Consider the following 13804-nt stretch of genomic DNA (forward strand, 5'->3'; position numbering starts at 1 on the left):
GATGGAAGTCACAGCTAAGCTGCGTGGCGCTCGTTTATCCGCCCAGAAGGCCCGTTTGGTGGCTGACCAGGTGCGCGGTAAACCGGTCGACCAAGCACTCGACCTGCTGACCTTCTCACCGAAGAAGGCTGCCAAGCTGGTCAAGAAAGTGCTTCAGTCCGCCATTGCAAACGCGGAAGAAAACGACGGCATGGATATCGATGAGCTGCGTGTCTCGACCATCTGCGTCGATGAGGGTATGACGCTCAAGCGCATCCGTCCGCGCGCCAAGGGCCGTGCGGATCGCATTCTGAAGCGCACTTGCCACATCACCGTCAAGGTAGCCGAGAAGTAGGAGTCGACCAGATGGGTCAAAAAGTCAATCCAACAGGCATCCGACTAGGCATCGTCAAAGACCATGCTTCTGTCTGGTATGCTGAGCGCGGCGCTTACGCCGATAAGCTCAATAACGATCTCGTAGTGCGCAGCTTTCTGGAGGAGCGTCTAAAAAACGCCTCCGTGAGCCGTATTCACATCGAGCGTCCGGCGAACAATGCTCGCATCACCATTCACACTGCCCGTCCGGGTATCGTGATCGGCAAGAAGGGCGAAGATGTTGATCGTCTGCGCCGTGACCTTACCCAGATGATGGGTGTGCCGGTGCATGTGAACATTGAAGAAGTTCGCAAGCCGGAGCTGGATGCCAAGCTAGTCGCTGCTAACGTAGCGGGTCAGCTTGAGCGTCGCGTCATGTTCCGTCGTGCGATGAAGCGCGCGGTACAGAACGCCATGCGTCTGGGTGCCGGTGGCATCAAGATTCAGCTGTCTGGTCGTCTTGGTGGTGCTGAAATCGCACGTACCGAATGGTACCGCGAAGGTCGTGTTCCGCTGCATACCCTGCGTGCGGATATCGACTACGCCACTTACGAAGCTCACACCACCTATGGCGTTATCGGCGTCAAAGTGTGGATCTTCAAGGGTGAAATCCTCGGCGGTATCGAGGAAGTACGTGCCAAGGCCAAACAGCCTGCCGGCAACGCGCCCAAGAAGAAAGGTTCCAGGTAAGGGGAGAGCGAGTCGATGTTACAGCCCAAGCGCATGAAATTCCGCAAGATGATGAAAGGCCGCAACCGTGGCCTGGCGCATCGCGGAAGCAAGATCAGCTTCGGGGAATACGGCCTCAAGGCTACCGGTCGCGGCCGCGTTACTGCGCGCCAGATCGAAGCCGGCCGTCGTGCGATCACCCGTCACGTCAAGCGTGGCGGCAAGATCTGGATCCGCGTCTTCCCTGATAAGCCGATTTCCAAGAAGCCGCTCGAAGTTCGTATGGGTAAAGGGAAGGGCTCGGTCGAGTACTGGGTAGCCCAGATCCAGCCGGGTCGGGTCCTGTATGAGATCGAAGGTGTTTCGGAAGAGTTGGCGCGTGAAGCGTTCACTCTCGCTGCACAGAAGATGCCCATATCCACCACCTTTGCAAAACGGACGGTGATGTGATGATAGCCAACGAAATTCGTGAAAAGTCAGTCGGTGAACTGCGTGAGCAGCTCCTCGAACTCCTCCGCGAGCAGTTCAACCTGCGCATGCAGAAGGCCACCGGCCAACTCAGCCAGACTCATCTGCTCAAGCAGGTCCGTCGGGATATCGCCCGCGTGAAGACTGTGCTTAACGAGAAGGCAGGGGACTGAGATGGCCGAAGAGAAAAAAACCCGGACGCTCACCGGTAAAGTGGTGAGCGACAAGATGGACAAGTCCATCGTTGTAATGATCGAGCGTCGTGAGCGTCACCCGATCTACGGAAAATACGTAAAGCGCTCCACCAAGCTGCACGCCCATGATGAAACGAACCAGGCAAAGGCAGGCGATACGGTTTCCATTCAGGAATGCCGTCCGCTTTCCAAGAAGAAAGCTTGGTCGCTCGTCGAGGTGGTTGAGCAGGCGAAAGGCTAACGCCCAGGTCTGTCAAACCAGTGCAGTCAGATTAGGTTTGGAGAAAACCGATGATTCAGACTCAGACAATGCTGGATGTCGCCGACAACAGCGGAGCGCGCCGGGTGCAATGCATCAAGGTGTTAGGCGGTTCACACCGTCGCTACGCTCGTATTGGTGATGTCATCAAAGTAACGGTGAAGGAAGCTATTCCGCGCGGCAAGGTCAAAAAAGGCCAGGTGCTGAAAGCGGTAGTGGTTCGGACCCGTAGTGGCGTCCGTCGTCCAGACGGTTCGCTGATCCGTTTCGATGGAAATGCGGCTGTTTTGTTGAACAACACTAACGAACAACCGATCGGTACCCGTATCTTCGGGCCGGTAACTCGTGAACTGCGCAACGAAAGGTTCATGAAGATCATTTCCTTGGCGCCTGAAGTGCTGTAAGGAGCGAGGCGGATATGCAAAAAATCAAACGTGACGATGAAGTCATCGTCATCGCCGGGAAGGATAAAGGCAAGCGTGGTACGATTAAGCGGGTGTTGGAAAACCGCTTTGTCGTGTCCGGTGTGAACATGATCAAGCGTCACACCAAGCCGAATCCCACGGCGGGAAATCAGGGCGGTATCGTCGAGCGCGAGGCTCCGATTCACGCGTCCAACGTGGCCATCTTCAATTCGGAGACCGGTAAGGCGGATCGCGTCGGCTTCCAAGTGAAGGAAGACGGTACCAAGGTACGTATCTACAAGTCGACGCAGACGCAGATCGACGCCTAACGCGAGTCGGGTAGCAAAATGGCGAACTTGAAAGAACGTTATCAAAACGAGGTAGTAGCTCAACTCCGTGAGCAGTTTAGCTACGCCAACGTGATGCAGGTACCCCGGGTCACGAAAGTGACACTGAACATGGGTATCGGCGACGCGGTCAGCGATAAAAAGCTGATCGACAATGCCAGCGGTGACTTGGAAAAGCTTTCCGGTCAAAAGCCGCTGGTGACGAAGGCACGCAAGTCCATCGCGGGCTTCAAGGTGCGTGAAGGTTGGCCAATCGGCATCAAGGTAACCCTGCGCGCTGAGCGCATGTGGGACTTCCTGGACCGCTTGGTAAACATCGCGATACCCCGCGTGCGTGACTTCCGTGGTCTCAACCCGAAGTCCTTCGACGGTCGCGGCAACTACTCCATGGGGGTGCGTGAGCAGATCATCTTCCCGGAGATCGAGTATGATAAAATCGATCGTATTCGGGGGCTGGACGTCACCATCACCACTACAGCCAACACCGACGAGGAAGGTCGCGCGTTACTTACCGCGCTGAACTTCCCGTTCAAGAAATAAGGTTGGGATCATGGCAAAGAAAAGCATGGTAGAGCGTGAGCTCAAGCGCACCAAGCTGGTCGAGAAGTATGCGGCCAAGCGCACTGGACTCAAGGCGATCATCCACGATGTGAATGCTTCTGAGGAAGACCGCTTCGAGGCGACGCTGAAGCTACAGCAGCTACCGCGCGACTCGAGCCCGGTACGCCAGCGTAACCGCTGCCGTATCACCGGTCGTCCGCACGGCTTTTACACCAAGTTCGGCCTCGGCCGTAACAAGTTGCGTGAAGCCGCCATGCGTGGCGATGTCCCTGGACTCAAGAAGTCCAGCTGGTAACCGTCACGTAGCATTATCAGGAGCGCACATTAAATGAGCATGCAAGATACTCTGGCGGATATGTTGACTCGTATCCGCAATGCGCAGATGGCCACCAAGGAGACGGTCACCATGCCGTCCTCCAAGCTGAAGGTCGAGGTGGCCCAAGTGCTGAAAGACGAGGGCTACATCACCGACCTCACGGTAAGCGAAGGCGTCAAGCCCGAGCTGACCGTGACCCTCAAGTACTTTGAGGGCAAGCCGGTAATCGAACATCTGCAACGGGTTTCCAAGCCTTCTTTGCGCCGCTATAAGGGCAAAGATGATTTGCCCAAGGTCGCCGATGGTCTGGGTATCGCGATTGTCACTACCTCCAACGGGGTAATGACCGATCGCGCCGCACGTCAGGCGGGTGTCGGTGGCGAAGTCATCTGCACCGTATTCTAGGAGGCTGATATGTCCCGTATAGCCAAATATCCGGTTAAAGTGCCTACCGGTGTCGACATCAAGATTGATGGCGACAAGCTGACCGTCAAAGGCGGCCAGGGCACGCTGTCCATGTCCATTCACCAGGATGTGGTGATTGGCCAGGAAGATGGCAAACTGACCTTCGCCCCAAGCGAAAGCGCCAAGAGCTGGGCGATGGCCGGTACTACCCGCGCCTTGGTTCAGAACCTGGTCACGGGCGTATCCGAGGGCTTTACCAAGTCGCTCGAAATTATCGGCGTCGGTTATCGTGCCCAGGCCAAGGGCCAGACGCTCAACCTTTCACTGGGCTTCTCGCACCCGGTCGACTACGAACTGCCTGAAGGTGTTACAGCGGAAACGCCGAAAAACACCATTATCGTGCTGAAAAGCGCTGATAAGCAGGCACTCGGTCAGTGCGCCGCGGAAATCCGCGCATTCCGTCCGCCTGAACCCTATAAGGGCAAGGGTGTTCGGTACGTCGACGAGCAGGTGCGTCGCAAAGAAGCCAAGAAGAAGTAAGGCAGGGTTATGAACGCGAAGAAAGAATCTCGTCTCCGTCGTGCCCGCCGCGCTCGCGCCAAGATCCGCGAGCTGGGCGTGTATCGCCTGTGCGTCAACCGTACCCCGCGTCACATCTATGCGCAGATTATCTCGCCGGATGGTGGCAAGGTGCTGGCCAGCGCTTCTACGCTGGACAAGGCGCTGCGTGAAGGTGCGACCGGTAATTCAGAGGCAGCCACGAAAGTGGGCGCCCTGATTGCCGAACGCGCTAAAGAAGCAGGCATCACCCAGGTGGCCTTCGACCGTGCTGGTTTCCAATATCACGGTCGCGTCAAGGCTCTGGCCGACGCCGCTCGTGAAGGCGGCCTGGAATTCTAAAGGGTTTTACGATGGCGAAGAACGAACAGAACAACGGCGATCTGCAAGAAAAATTAGTGCAGGTTAACCGTGTCGCCAAGGTGGTCAAGGGTGGTCGTATTTTCGGCTTCACCGCTTTGACTGTCGTTGGTGATGGTAAAGGTCGTGTCGGTTTCGGTCGTGGCAAGGCGCGTGAAGTGCCTATCGCGATTCAGAAAGCGATGGATCAGGCCCGTCGCAACATGGTCAAGGTCAACCTCAGCGGCCATACGCTGCAGTACCCGGTAAAGGCCCGTCACGGCGCCTCCAAGGTGTACATGCAGCCGGCTTCTGAAGGTACCGGGATCATTGCCGGTGGCGCCATGCGCTCCGTGCTTGAACTGGCCGGCGTCCATGACGTCCTGGCCAAATGCTACGGTTCCACCAACCCGGTGAACGTGGTACGGGCGACCGTTAAAGGTCTCGCGTCCATGCAAGGGCCGGAAGACGTGGCCGCCAAGCGCGGTCTGTCAGTCGAAGCGATCACGGGGTAAACACCATGGCAGCAACGATCAAGGTTACCCAGATCCGCAGTACCATCGGCATCTTGCCCAAGCACAAGGCCACAATGAAAGGCCTGGGTCTGCGTCGCATCGGTCACACGGTTGAGCTGGAAGACACCCCTGCCGTGCGCGGCATGGTCCACAAGGTAACTTACCTTGTGCGCGTTGAGGGAGAGTAATCCATGAAACTCAATACTTTGAGCCCGGCACCGGGCTCCAAACACGCCGCAAAGCGGGTTGGTCGTGGTATCGGCTCCGGTCTGGGTAAGACCGGCGGCCGTGGTCACAAAGGGCAAAAAGCCCGGAGTGGCGGTAGCGTCAAACCTGGTTTTGAAGGCGGTCAGATGCCTTTGCAGCGTCGTTTGCCGAAATTCGGCTTCTCGTCTGCGAAATCGCGTGTATCTGAAGAAGTCCGTCTGGATGAGCTTGCCAAGGTTGCCGGTGACGACGTCACTCTGGAAACCTTGAAGCAGGCAAATGTGCTGAAGGATGCCACGCTGCATGCGAAAATCATCCTTTCCGGCGAACTGAACAAGGCGGTTACAGTGCGCGGTATCAAGGTCACCCAGGGTGCCCGTACCGCAATCGAAGCCGCCGGTGGCAAGGTAGAGGACTAAATGGCCAAGTCAGGAAACATGCCGGCGACAGGCAGCGGTCTGAGTGAACTGTGGGCGCGTCTGCGCTTCGTGCTCCTCGCCATCGTGGTGTACCGTATCGGTGCCCACATCCCCGTGCCCGGTATCAATCCTGACCAGCTTGCTGCCTTGTTCAGGGAGCAACAGGGCACCATCCTGGGCATGTTCAACATGTTCTCGGGTGGTGCGCTGGAGCGCATGAGTGTTCTCGCCCTGGGCATAATGCCCTATATCTCGGCGTCGATCATCATGCAGCTATTGACTGCGGTTTCACCCCATCTTGAGCAGCTCAAGAAGGAAGGTGAGGCTGGCCGCCGCAAGATCAGCCAGTACACACGCTACGGCACAGTATTGCTGGCGTTCGTGCAAGCCACCGGCATGTCGGTCGGGCTGGCGAGCCAAGGCATTGCTTACAGTGCTGACTTCAGCTTCTTCTTCACCGCAGTCGTGACGTTTGTCTCGGGTGCGGTGTTCATGATGTGGCTAGGGGAGCAGATTACCGAAAAGGGGATCGGCAACGGTATTTCGTTGTTGATCTTCGCCGGTATCGTCGCCGGGTTGCCCAGCGCCGTGGGCCAGGCTTTCGAGCTTGCCCGCAACGAGGGCGCCTGGAACGTGCTCCCACTGTTGGCATTGACTGTGCTAGGTGTCGCCACCGTGGCCTTCGTGGTATTCATTGAGCGCGGTCAACGCCGCCTGAAAGTGAACTATCCACGGCGCCAGGTTGGCAACAAGATGTATGCGGGACAAAGCAGTTATCTTCCTCTGAAAGTTAATATGGCCGGCGTTATTCCTGCCATCTTTGCTTCCAGTATTCTGCTGTTTCCGGCCTCTATCGGTCAGTGGGTAGGTGCTGGTGAAGGCATGGAGTGGTTGCAGCGTGCCTCTCAGGCTCTTGGGCCCGGGCAGCCGCTTTACATCTTGCTTTTCGCGGCGGCAGTGGTATTCTTCTGCTTCTTTTACACAGCGCTGGTCTTCAACCCCAAGGATGTGGCTGACAATCTCAAAAAGTCAGGCGCCTTCCTGCCAGGTATTCGCCCCGGCGAGCAGACCGCTCGTTATATCGACAAGGTCATGACTCGTCTGACCCTGTTCGGTGCCTTGTATATCACTGCGGTTTCCCTGATGCCCCAGTTTTTGATCGTGGCGTGGAACGTACCGTTCTTTTTCGGTGGTACGTCACTTCTGATCGTGGTGGTGGTCATCATGGACTTCATGGCCCAGGTGCAATCGCATCTCATGTCGAATCAATATGACTCGGTGATGAAGAAGTCCAACCTGAAAGGCTACGGTAGCGGCGGTATCATGCGCTGAAAGCGCCGCAGGCCGATTGGAGAGAACGATGAAAGTTCGAGCTTCCGTAAAGAAAATGTGCCGTAACTGTAAGATCATTCGTCGCAATGGCGCTGTCCGCGTCATCTGCATCGAACCGCGGCACAAGCAGCGTCAGGGCTGAGCCCTACACTGTTTTAAGCGGGCGCCGGCATGCCTCTTGCCTCAAGGTGAGTTAAGGGGTATGCTGTTGCGCCTTTTGTAGATGAACAATCGAGCAAGCCGCTCAAATTTCGGAGTAAGCTGATGGCCCGTATTGCAGGCGTCAATATCCCGGACAACAAGCATGCGGCGATCTCGCTGACCTATATCTTCGGGATTGGCCGTACTCGCGCACAGGCACTTTGTGTTGCGACCGGCATCACGCCGACCACCAAGATCCAGGCACTTTCCAGCGAAGAGCTGGACGCCCTGCGTTCTGAAGTCGGCAAGTATACCGTTGAAGGTGACCTTCGTCGTGATGTGACGCTTAATATCAAGCGTCTCATGGACTTGGGTTGCTACCGTGGTCTGCGTCATCGTCGTAGTCTTCCGCTGCGTGGTCAGCGGACCAAGACTAACGCGCGTACCCGTAAGGGCCCGCGTAAGCCGATCCGCAAATAACACGCACGTTCTGGCGTAAAGACAGGAATAGACATCAACATGGCTAACCCGCGCAGTAACCGTAAAAAGGTTAAAAAGCAGGTAGTGGATGCCATTGCGCATATCCATGCCTCTTTTAACAACACGATCGTGACGATCACAGACCGCCAGGGCAATGCTCTTTCTTGGGCAACTGCCGGTGGTTCGGGTTTTCGTGGTTCTCGCAAGAGCACCCCGTTCGCTGCTCAAGTAGCAAGTGAACGTGCAGCTACCGCTGCAGCCGAGTATGGTGTGAAAAACGTCGACGTGCTGGTCAAAGGCCCAGGTCCCGGCCGTGAATCCGCCGTGCGCGCACTGAATGCCGCCGGCTTCCGCGTGCAAAGCATCACCGACGCGACGCCCATTCCCCATAATGGCTGCCGTCCGCCGAAGAAACGCCGCGTTTAAGGAGACAGATTCATGGCTCGTTATATTGGACCCAAGTGCAAACTGTCTCGTCGGGAAGGTACCGATCTCTTTCTGAAGAGTGGTGTGACTCCCTTCGAGAAGAAGTGCAAATCCGAGCAGATTCCGGGTGTGCACGGCCAGCGTCGTCAGCGTCTTTCCGACTACGGCTTGCAGCTTCGCGAGAAGCAGAAAGTACGTCGTATGTATGGCGTACTCGAAAAGCAGTTCCGCAACTACTACAAAGAAGCCGCACGCCTGAAAGGCGCCACCGGTGAAGTGTTGTTGCAGTTGCTAGAATCCCGACTGGACAACGTCGTCTACCGCATGGGCTTCGGCTCGACTCGCTCTGAAGCGCGTCAGCTGGTCAGTCACAAGGCGATCTCCGTCAACGGACGCACCGTCAATGTGGCTTCCTATCAGGTTAAGCCCGGCGATGTGGTTTCCGTTCGTGAGAAGGCGAAGAACCAGGTCCGCATTCAAAGCGCATTGTCCATCTCGGCCAATCGTGGTGATGTGGTCTGGATCGAAATCGACGCCAAGAAGATGGAAGGCACTTTCAAGGCTCTGCCTGAACGCGGTGACCTGTCTGCCGACATCAACGAAAACCTGATCGTCGAACTGTACTCCAAGTAAGCAGTTTTCTGCTTCTTGTTGACTTGGCGGTACATGATGTGTATCCGTCGGGTCATCTCCGAGTACCAAGTATCCGTTTGGCAGCCTGAAAGGTGTTCATATGCAGCGTTCAGTGACAGAGTTTCTCCGTCCGCGCGACATCAAGGTCGAAGAAATCAGCGCACATCACGCCAAAATCGTGCTCGAGCCGTTCGAGCGTGGCTTTGGCCACACCCTGGGGAATGCACTGCGTCGCATTCTGCTCTCGTCCATGCCCGGCTGTGCCGTGGTGGAAGCCGAGATTGCGGGTGTCGAGCACGAGTACAGTGCGATTGAAGGGGTGCAGGAAGATGTTATTGAAATCCTCCTGAACTTGAAAGATGTCGCGATCAAGATGCACAGCCGCGACGAGGCGGTGCTCTCGCTGAACAAGCAGGGCCCGGCCGTCGTGACTGCGGGTGATATCACGCTTGATCATAGCGTCGAAATCGTTAATCCGGATCACGTCATTGCCCACGTCAACGAAGGTGCCGAGCTTAAGATTCAGCTCAAGGTCGCTTTGGGTCGTGGTTACGAGCCGGCTGATACTCGCGGTTCCGATGAGGAAACCCGCACTATTGGTCGCCTGCAGCTGGATGCCACCTTCAGTCCTGTCCGTCGTGTTTCCTATTCCGTGGAAGCTGCCCGTGTCGAGCAACGTACCGACCTGGACAAGCTGATCATTGATCTGGAAACCGATGGAACCTTGGATCCGGAAGAGGCGATCCGTCGGAGTGCGACCATCCTGCAAGAGCAGCTGGCCGCATTCGTCGATCTGGAAGCCGACAAGGAACAGGAAGTCGAAGAGGAAGAGGATCACGTCGATCCCATCCTGCTGCGCCCCGTAGACGATCTCGAGTTGACCGTTCGCAGTGCCAACTGTCTGAAGGCCGAGAATATTTATTACATCGGCGATCTGATCCAGCGTACAGAAGTAGAGCTGTTGAAGACGCCGAACCTCGGCAAGAAGTCCTTGAATGAAATCAAGGATGTGTTGGCAGCGCGTGGTCTGTCCCTAGGCATGCGGCTGGAAAACTGGCCGCCGGCTAGCCTGAAGGACGACAAGGCCTCCGCGTGAGCGTCGACTTGAGTCCCAGTTTGGTAAGGAATCACAACCATGCGTCATCGTAAGAGTGGTCGTCATCTGAATCGCACCAGCTCGCACCGCAAGGCCATGTTCAAGAACATGTCCGTGTCTCTGGTCGAGCATGAAGTAATCAGAACAACCCTGCCCAAGGCCAAGGAACTGCGTCGTCACCTCGAGCCGCTGATCACCCTGGCCAAGCAGGATAGCATCGCCAACCGTCGTTTGGCATTTGCTCGCACGCGTTCCAAGGAAGCGGTGGGTAAATTGTTCAACGAATTGGGACCGCGTTATGCAGAGCGTCCGGGTGGTTACATCCGTATTCTCAAGTGCGGCTTCCGCACCGGCGACAATGCCCCCATGGCATACGTCGAGCTGGTTGACCGTCCGGTCGTCGAAGAAGCTGCTGCAGAAGAGTAACTTTGCAGGCCTCATCGGCACCTATCGAAAACCGATCCTCCGGGGTCGGTTTTTTTATATCTGAGAAAGCTGCTTTTCTAACATAAGGCTTGTGCTGGATGGGTAATATGGCAAGGTAAGGCAGTAACGTTTATCCGCAGGACTGTACGCACAGCCGAATATCCTCATAATGGTCGCCTATTGACTTGCTATGGCTATTCGCTTGTGTAGAGCGTTGTTCTGTTTGCTATGCTTTCAAAACCATGCTTATTCAAAAATATGCTTGATCAAAAACAAGGCGCTACCAGCGCCATCGCGATCCAAGGGAAACTCATGAAACCTTTTCTTGCACGCTCCCAGCCTGGCTGTACCGCTCTGCTACTCATGTTGGTTTTTTTGTTTGGCTCCTTGGCGGAGGCTAATCCGCGTTATGCCGGTATCGTGGTGGACCTGGATAACGGCGAAGTGCTGTACGCCGAAAATGCTGATGCACGGCGCTATCCGGCTTCGCTGAGTAAGATGATGACCCTGTACCTCTTATTTGAAGCTCTCGAACGGGGCAGTCTGAAGCTGCATCAGCCCTTGCCGGTCTCCAGCCAGGCGGCGGCCATGCCAGCAGTCAAGTTATGGCTGGCGGCAGGAAGCTCGATCGAAGTGGATGATGCGATTCGAGCCTTGACGGTGCGCTCCGCCAACGATGTAGCGGCGGTGGTAGCTGAGGCATTGGCGGGCAGTGAGCGCCAGTTTGCCCGTCTCATGACCCAGAAAGCCCGTGAGCTGGGTATGCAGGCCACAACGTTTCGCAATGCCTCTGGGTTGCCCGACGCTGCTCAGGTCTCCAGCGCGCGCGATATGCTGACGCTTGCGGTTCGGGTAAGGCAGGATTTTCCTGAGTATTTCCATTATTTTGCCCTTCAGGAGTTCACTTATCGCGGCACCCGGCATACCAGCCACAATCGACTGGTGCGTAATTACCCGGGAGCGGATGGCATGAAAACCGGTTTCATTCGGGCCTCGGGGTTCAATGTGGCGACCACCGCCCAACGTGGAAGCCGTCGGTTGATGGCCATCGTGATGGGCGGCCTTACCGCCCAATCACGCGATGCTCACATGGCGGACCTTCTTGATCGGGGTTTTCTACGCGCCTCGTTGCGTGATCAGCGTACCTGGCTGGCCAGTGCCAGTATTTCTACCGAGTACATGAGCTTTCCTGCTTACCAGCCGGCCGACAACAGTCCTGCCACACAACCGCTGATGGCCGCGGTGGCAGCTACTTCAACCCCTGTTGCTTCCCCTTCCCCCGTGGAGAACAACGCTGCTGCCAGAGCGATAGCCTCCGTGTCTGCCGCGACAGCAACCCAGGATGCGCCGGTGCAGGAGATGGGCTCTGCGGATGATCCAGTAGCTCGTTTCCTTCAACGTGAGCGTGAGATGGTAGCCAACACCGCCTCCGGCCAATGGGGTATTCAGGTGGGCGCTTTCAGCCAAGCCGCTCATGCACGGCAATTGGCCCAGCAAGCGGCACGACGTTTGACTCAGGAATTCCACCAGGCGCGAGTCACTGTGGAAACATTGCAAGGTGGCCCGCCGATGTTCCGGGCACGTCTCGTCGATTTCCAGGAAGATCAGGCGCGCCAGGCGTGCATGCAGCTTCAAGCGGGAGGCATGGACTGCATGGTGGTTAACGCCAGCCTTTAACAATCGCTTGTTTTTCGCGCACCCCGCCGGTTGCAAGATCGGCGGGGTGCGCGTTTTTGCCAAAAGCCGTGAGGAAAAAAATGGAGTCGTCGTCGCTTAAGGGAATCGGCTGCATGTGTCTGGGCGTATTGTTTCTGGCCTTGGGCGATGCGGTATCCAAGTGGCTGGGAGAAACCCATTCGCCGGTGCAGATTATCTTTTTTCGTACGCTGGTCTCGTTACCGCTGATTGCCTTGCTGGCCCATTTCGGGGGCGGTTTGCGCAAGCTGCGTACCCGGAGACCGGGTGTCCATCTGATCCGCGGGCTTATCTATACCGGCACCATGGGCTGTTTCGTGCTCGGCCTGACGTTATTGCCGCTTGCCGAAGCCACGGCGATAGCCTTCGTGGCGCCATTGTTTGTGACGCTGCTTTCGGTACCCTTGCTGGGTGAGCGCATCGCGCCCCCGGTATTGGCGGCCTCGCTGGTCGGATTTCTCGGTGTGCTGATCGTGGTACGTCCGGGTGGCGACGCCTTTGGCCTGGGGGCATTGGTGATGATTGGTGCCGCTGTCTTCTACGCGCTCATGATGATTACCGCCCGGCGGTATGGCGCCCGTGAACACCTCTGGGCCATGGTGTTCTACATGTCCCTGGTGCCGCTGATGATTACGGCAGCCATATTGCCATGGGTATGGCAAACGCCGTTACCCTGGCATTGGCTGGGGTTTCTCGGGGCGGGAATATTCGGGGTCGGAGCCACCGCCTTCATCACCTTGGCGTTTCGCTTCGCCCCGGCGGCTATTGCGGCGCCGTTTGATTACACCGCCATGCTTTGGGCGGTTGGCCTGGGATGGTGGTTCTGGGGAGAAATTCCAGATATATGGGTATTGCTGGGCAGCATCCTGATTATCGGCAGCGGCCTGGCGATTGCCTACCATGACCGCCGCACCACACTTAAACGGCGCCCCAGTGCTTGAGCAGCTGTCTCGCTGAAGCTTCAGGGTCGGGCTGACCACAGATGGCGCTTACCAGTGCAGCGCCGTTCACACCCGTCTGACGTACGTCTCGCATATGCTGGGTTTTCAATCCCCCGATAGCCACACAGGGTAACGGGCTTGCTTCAGCCAATGTGGCGAGCCCTGCAAACCCCAGCGGTTGAGCATGATCGCGCTTGCTCGGCGTTGCGAACACCGGCCCCAGGCCCAAGTAATCCAGCAGCTCGATGGGCGCCTTGGCAAGTTGCTCCGGCGTATTGATGGAAAGCCCGATGATCGCCTCTGGACCCAGTGCCGCCCGGGCCTCAAGGGCTGCGGTGTCGCTTTGTCCCACATGCAGGCCATCCGCGCCACTGGCTAACGCCACGTTCAAACGATCGTTGATGATCAAGGGCACGCCGGTACCGGAAAGGGCAGCTTTCAAACGCTTGGCCTGGTCTATCATCTTTTCATCGCCGGCCTGCTTGTTGCGTAGCTGCACCACCGTTACGCCACCTTTCACGGCGGCCATCACTGTGTGTTCCAAGCCGTAGGCCTGGCAGAGCTCCGTATCAGTGACCAGATAAAGCGTTAGGTCAGGTCGCCTCATGGGGATGATTCT

General features: G+C 56.9%; 25 protein-coding genes. 24 read left to right on the forward strand and 1 reads right to left on the reverse strand.

Annotation, left to right across the window (positions count from 1 at the left end; genetic code table 11):
* Position 1: 1 nt before the first annotated feature.
* From rplV to GPM19_RS11985, 24 genes are all read left to right on the forward strand, one after another.
* Positions 2 to 334 (forward strand): 50S ribosomal protein L22, encoded by a 333-nt coding sequence (gene rplV, locus GPM19_RS11870; RefSeq protein ID WP_160419248.1) that lies wholly within the window; start codon positions 2 to 4, stop codon positions 332 to 334.
* A gap of 11 nt (positions 335 to 345) precedes the next feature.
* Positions 346 to 1044: a 30S ribosomal protein S3 gene (gene rpsC / locus GPM19_RS11875; protein ID WP_114485782.1), complete on the forward strand. Its 699-nt coding sequence runs from the start codon at positions 346 to 348 to the stop codon at positions 1042 to 1044.
* A gap of 15 nt (positions 1045 to 1059) precedes the next feature.
* Positions 1060 to 1473: a 50S ribosomal protein L16 gene (gene rplP / locus GPM19_RS11880; protein WP_114485781.1), complete on the forward strand. Its 414-nt coding sequence runs from the start codon at positions 1060 to 1062 to the stop codon at positions 1471 to 1473.
* A complete protein-coding gene (gene rpmC / locus GPM19_RS11885) occupies positions 1473 to 1664 on the forward strand; it encodes a 50S ribosomal protein L29 (RefSeq protein ID WP_114485780.1) in 192 nt (63 codons plus the stop codon). The genes rplP and rpmC overlap by 1 nt, the downstream gene beginning before the upstream one ends.
* Before the next feature lies 1 nt (position 1665).
* Positions 1666 to 1926: a 30S ribosomal protein S17 gene (gene rpsQ / locus GPM19_RS11890; protein ID WP_114485779.1), complete on the forward strand. Its 261-nt coding sequence runs from the start codon at positions 1666 to 1668 to the stop codon at positions 1924 to 1926.
* Positions 1927 to 1976: 50 nt separating this feature from the next.
* Complete coding sequence (gene rplN, locus GPM19_RS11895) at positions 1977 to 2348, forward strand: 50S ribosomal protein L14 (protein ID WP_160419249.1); 372 nt, start codon at positions 1977 to 1979, stop codon at positions 2346 to 2348.
* 14 nt (positions 2349 to 2362) lie between these two features.
* Positions 2363 to 2677 carry a 50S ribosomal protein L24 gene (gene rplX / locus GPM19_RS11900; protein ID WP_160419250.1) on the forward strand — a complete coding sequence of 105 codons (315 nt, stop codon included), beginning with the start codon at positions 2363 to 2365 and terminating at the stop codon, positions 2675 to 2677.
* A gap of 18 nt (positions 2678 to 2695) precedes the next feature.
* A complete protein-coding gene (gene rplE / locus GPM19_RS11905) occupies positions 2696 to 3235 on the forward strand; it encodes a 50S ribosomal protein L5 (protein WP_160419251.1) in 540 nt (179 codons plus the stop codon).
* Positions 3236 to 3245: 10 nt separating this feature from the next.
* A complete protein-coding gene (rpsN, locus tag GPM19_RS11910; protein WP_160419252.1) occupies positions 3246 to 3551 on the forward strand; it encodes a 30S ribosomal protein S14 in 306 nt (101 codons plus the stop codon).
* A gap of 33 nt (positions 3552 to 3584) precedes the next feature.
* Positions 3585 to 3977 (forward strand): 30S ribosomal protein S8, encoded by a 393-nt coding sequence (gene rpsH, locus GPM19_RS11915; protein ID WP_160419253.1) that lies wholly within the window; start codon positions 3585 to 3587, stop codon positions 3975 to 3977.
* A 9-nt stretch (positions 3978 to 3986) separates the two neighbouring features.
* Positions 3987 to 4517 (forward strand): 50S ribosomal protein L6, encoded by a 531-nt coding sequence (gene rplF / locus GPM19_RS11920; RefSeq protein WP_160419254.1) that lies wholly within the window; start codon positions 3987 to 3989, stop codon positions 4515 to 4517.
* 9 nt (positions 4518 to 4526) lie between these two features.
* Complete coding sequence (rplR, locus tag GPM19_RS11925; protein ID WP_160419255.1) at positions 4527 to 4877, forward strand: 50S ribosomal protein L18; 351 nt, start codon at positions 4527 to 4529, stop codon at positions 4875 to 4877.
* Between the two features lie 11 nt (positions 4878 to 4888).
* The gene (gene rpsE, locus GPM19_RS11930; protein ID WP_114485772.1) at positions 4889 to 5389 is read left to right on the forward strand and encodes a 30S ribosomal protein S5; all 501 of its coding nucleotides are present in this window, start codon (positions 4889 to 4891) and stop codon (positions 5387 to 5389) included.
* 5 nt (positions 5390 to 5394) lie between these two features.
* On the forward strand, positions 5395 to 5577 hold the full coding sequence (rpmD, locus tag GPM19_RS11935) for a 50S ribosomal protein L30 (protein WP_114485771.1): 183 nt from the start codon (positions 5395 to 5397) through the stop codon (positions 5575 to 5577).
* Positions 5578 to 5580: 3 nt separating this feature from the next.
* Positions 5581 to 6015, forward strand: a complete 435-nt coding sequence (gene rplO / locus GPM19_RS11940; RefSeq protein ID WP_114485770.1) for a 50S ribosomal protein L15 — start codon at positions 5581 to 5583, stop codon at positions 6013 to 6015.
* Positions 6016 to 7347 carry a preprotein translocase subunit SecY gene (secY, locus tag GPM19_RS11945; protein ID WP_114485769.1) on the forward strand — a complete coding sequence of 444 codons (1332 nt, stop codon included), beginning with the start codon at positions 6016 to 6018 and terminating at the stop codon, positions 7345 to 7347.
* A gap of 28 nt (positions 7348 to 7375) precedes the next feature.
* On the forward strand, positions 7376 to 7489 hold the full coding sequence (rpmJ, locus tag GPM19_RS11950) for a 50S ribosomal protein L36 (protein WP_009099023.1): 114 nt from the start codon (positions 7376 to 7378) through the stop codon (positions 7487 to 7489).
* Positions 7490 to 7611: 122 nt separating this feature from the next.
* On the forward strand, positions 7612 to 7968 hold the full coding sequence (gene rpsM / locus GPM19_RS11955; protein ID WP_160419256.1) for a 30S ribosomal protein S13: 357 nt from the start codon (positions 7612 to 7614) through the stop codon (positions 7966 to 7968).
* Between the two features lie 39 nt (positions 7969 to 8007).
* Positions 8008 to 8394: a 30S ribosomal protein S11 gene (rpsK, locus tag GPM19_RS11960; protein ID WP_096276490.1), complete on the forward strand. Its 387-nt coding sequence runs from the start codon at positions 8008 to 8010 to the stop codon at positions 8392 to 8394.
* Between the two features lie 12 nt (positions 8395 to 8406).
* On the forward strand, positions 8407 to 9027 hold the full coding sequence (rpsD, locus tag GPM19_RS11965; protein WP_160419257.1) for a 30S ribosomal protein S4: 621 nt from the start codon (positions 8407 to 8409) through the stop codon (positions 9025 to 9027).
* Positions 9028 to 9127: 100 nt separating this feature from the next.
* Complete coding sequence (locus tag GPM19_RS11970) at positions 9128 to 10123, forward strand: DNA-directed RNA polymerase subunit alpha (protein WP_160419258.1); 996 nt, start codon at positions 9128 to 9130, stop codon at positions 10121 to 10123.
* Positions 10124 to 10162: 39 nt separating this feature from the next.
* On the forward strand, positions 10163 to 10549 hold the full coding sequence (gene rplQ / locus GPM19_RS11975) for a 50S ribosomal protein L17 (RefSeq protein ID WP_114485765.1): 387 nt from the start codon (positions 10163 to 10165) through the stop codon (positions 10547 to 10549).
* Positions 10550 to 10861: 312 nt separating this feature from the next.
* A complete protein-coding gene (locus GPM19_RS11980; protein ID WP_160419259.1) occupies positions 10862 to 12226 on the forward strand; it encodes a serine hydrolase in 1365 nt (454 codons plus the stop codon).
* Between the two features lie 80 nt (positions 12227 to 12306).
* Positions 12307 to 13185, forward strand: coding sequence for a DMT family transporter (locus GPM19_RS11985; RefSeq protein ID WP_264766798.1), 879 nt, complete (start codon positions 12307 to 12309; stop codon positions 13183 to 13185).
* Here the strand turns inward: GPM19_RS11985 and thiE are convergent.
* Positions 13163 to 13792, reverse strand: coding sequence for a thiamine phosphate synthase (gene thiE / locus GPM19_RS11990; protein WP_160419261.1), 630 nt, complete (start codon positions 13790 to 13792; stop codon positions 13163 to 13165). The genes GPM19_RS11985 and thiE overlap by 23 nt on opposite strands.
* Positions 13793 to 13804: the final 12 nt, after the last annotated feature.

It is taken from the genome of Vreelandella zhuhanensis (assembly GCF_009793355.1).
In the GTDB taxonomy this organism is placed as follows: Bacteria; Pseudomonadota; Gammaproteobacteria; order Pseudomonadales; family Halomonadaceae; genus Vreelandella; species Vreelandella zhuhanensis.

What these genes read in the sequence shown, in the direction of transcription:
- rplV (WP_160419248.1), top strand. Translation starts at nt 2, where the DNA reads ATGGAAGTCACAGCTAAGCTGCGTGGCGCTCGTTTATCCGCCCAGAAG.
- rpsC (WP_114485782.1), top strand. Translation starts at nt 346, where the DNA reads ATGGGTCAAAAAGTCAATCCAACAGGCATCCGACTAGGCATCGTCAAA.
- rplP (WP_114485781.1), top strand. Translation starts at nt 1,060, where the DNA reads ATGTTACAGCCCAAGCGCATGAAATTCCGCAAGATGATGAAAGGCCGC.
- rpmC (WP_114485780.1), top strand. Translation starts at nt 1,473, where the DNA reads ATGATAGCCAACGAAATTCGTGAAAAGTCAGTCGGTGAACTGCGTGAG.
- rpsQ (WP_114485779.1), top strand. Translation starts at nt 1,666, where the DNA reads ATGGCCGAAGAGAAAAAAACCCGGACGCTCACCGGTAAAGTGGTGAGC.
- rplN (WP_160419249.1), top strand. Translation starts at nt 1,977, where the DNA reads ATGATTCAGACTCAGACAATGCTGGATGTCGCCGACAACAGCGGAGCG.
- rplX (WP_160419250.1), top strand. Translation starts at nt 2,363, where the DNA reads ATGCAAAAAATCAAACGTGACGATGAAGTCATCGTCATCGCCGGGAAG.
- rplE (WP_160419251.1), top strand. Translation starts at nt 2,696, where the DNA reads ATGGCGAACTTGAAAGAACGTTATCAAAACGAGGTAGTAGCTCAACTC.
- rpsN (WP_160419252.1), top strand. Translation starts at nt 3,246, where the DNA reads ATGGCAAAGAAAAGCATGGTAGAGCGTGAGCTCAAGCGCACCAAGCTG.
- rpsH (WP_160419253.1), top strand. Translation starts at nt 3,585, where the DNA reads ATGAGCATGCAAGATACTCTGGCGGATATGTTGACTCGTATCCGCAAT.
- rplF (WP_160419254.1), top strand. Translation starts at nt 3,987, where the DNA reads ATGTCCCGTATAGCCAAATATCCGGTTAAAGTGCCTACCGGTGTCGAC.
- rplR (WP_160419255.1), top strand. Translation starts at nt 4,527, where the DNA reads ATGAACGCGAAGAAAGAATCTCGTCTCCGTCGTGCCCGCCGCGCTCGC.
- rpsE (WP_114485772.1), top strand. Translation starts at nt 4,889, where the DNA reads ATGGCGAAGAACGAACAGAACAACGGCGATCTGCAAGAAAAATTAGTG.
- rpmD (WP_114485771.1), top strand. Translation starts at nt 5,395, where the DNA reads ATGGCAGCAACGATCAAGGTTACCCAGATCCGCAGTACCATCGGCATC.
- rplO (WP_114485770.1), top strand. Translation starts at nt 5,581, where the DNA reads ATGAAACTCAATACTTTGAGCCCGGCACCGGGCTCCAAACACGCCGCA.
- secY (WP_114485769.1), top strand. Translation starts at nt 6,016, where the DNA reads ATGGCCAAGTCAGGAAACATGCCGGCGACAGGCAGCGGTCTGAGTGAA.
- rpmJ (WP_009099023.1), top strand. Translation starts at nt 7,376, where the DNA reads ATGAAAGTTCGAGCTTCCGTAAAGAAAATGTGCCGTAACTGTAAGATC.
- rpsM (WP_160419256.1), top strand. Translation starts at nt 7,612, where the DNA reads ATGGCCCGTATTGCAGGCGTCAATATCCCGGACAACAAGCATGCGGCG.
- rpsK (WP_096276490.1), top strand. Translation starts at nt 8,008, where the DNA reads ATGGCTAACCCGCGCAGTAACCGTAAAAAGGTTAAAAAGCAGGTAGTG.
- rpsD (WP_160419257.1), top strand. Translation starts at nt 8,407, where the DNA reads ATGGCTCGTTATATTGGACCCAAGTGCAAACTGTCTCGTCGGGAAGGT.
- GPM19_RS11970 (WP_160419258.1), top strand. Translation starts at nt 9,128, where the DNA reads ATGCAGCGTTCAGTGACAGAGTTTCTCCGTCCGCGCGACATCAAGGTC.
- rplQ (WP_114485765.1), top strand. Translation starts at nt 10,163, where the DNA reads ATGCGTCATCGTAAGAGTGGTCGTCATCTGAATCGCACCAGCTCGCAC.
- GPM19_RS11980 (WP_160419259.1), top strand. Translation starts at nt 10,862, where the DNA reads ATGAAACCTTTTCTTGCACGCTCCCAGCCTGGCTGTACCGCTCTGCTA.
- GPM19_RS11985 (WP_264766798.1), top strand. Translation starts at nt 12,307, where the DNA reads ATGGAGTCGTCGTCGCTTAAGGGAATCGGCTGCATGTGTCTGGGCGTA.
- thiE (WP_160419261.1), bottom strand. Translation starts at nt 13,792, where the DNA reads ATGAGGCGACCTGACCTAACGCTTTATCTGGTCACTGATACGGAGCTC.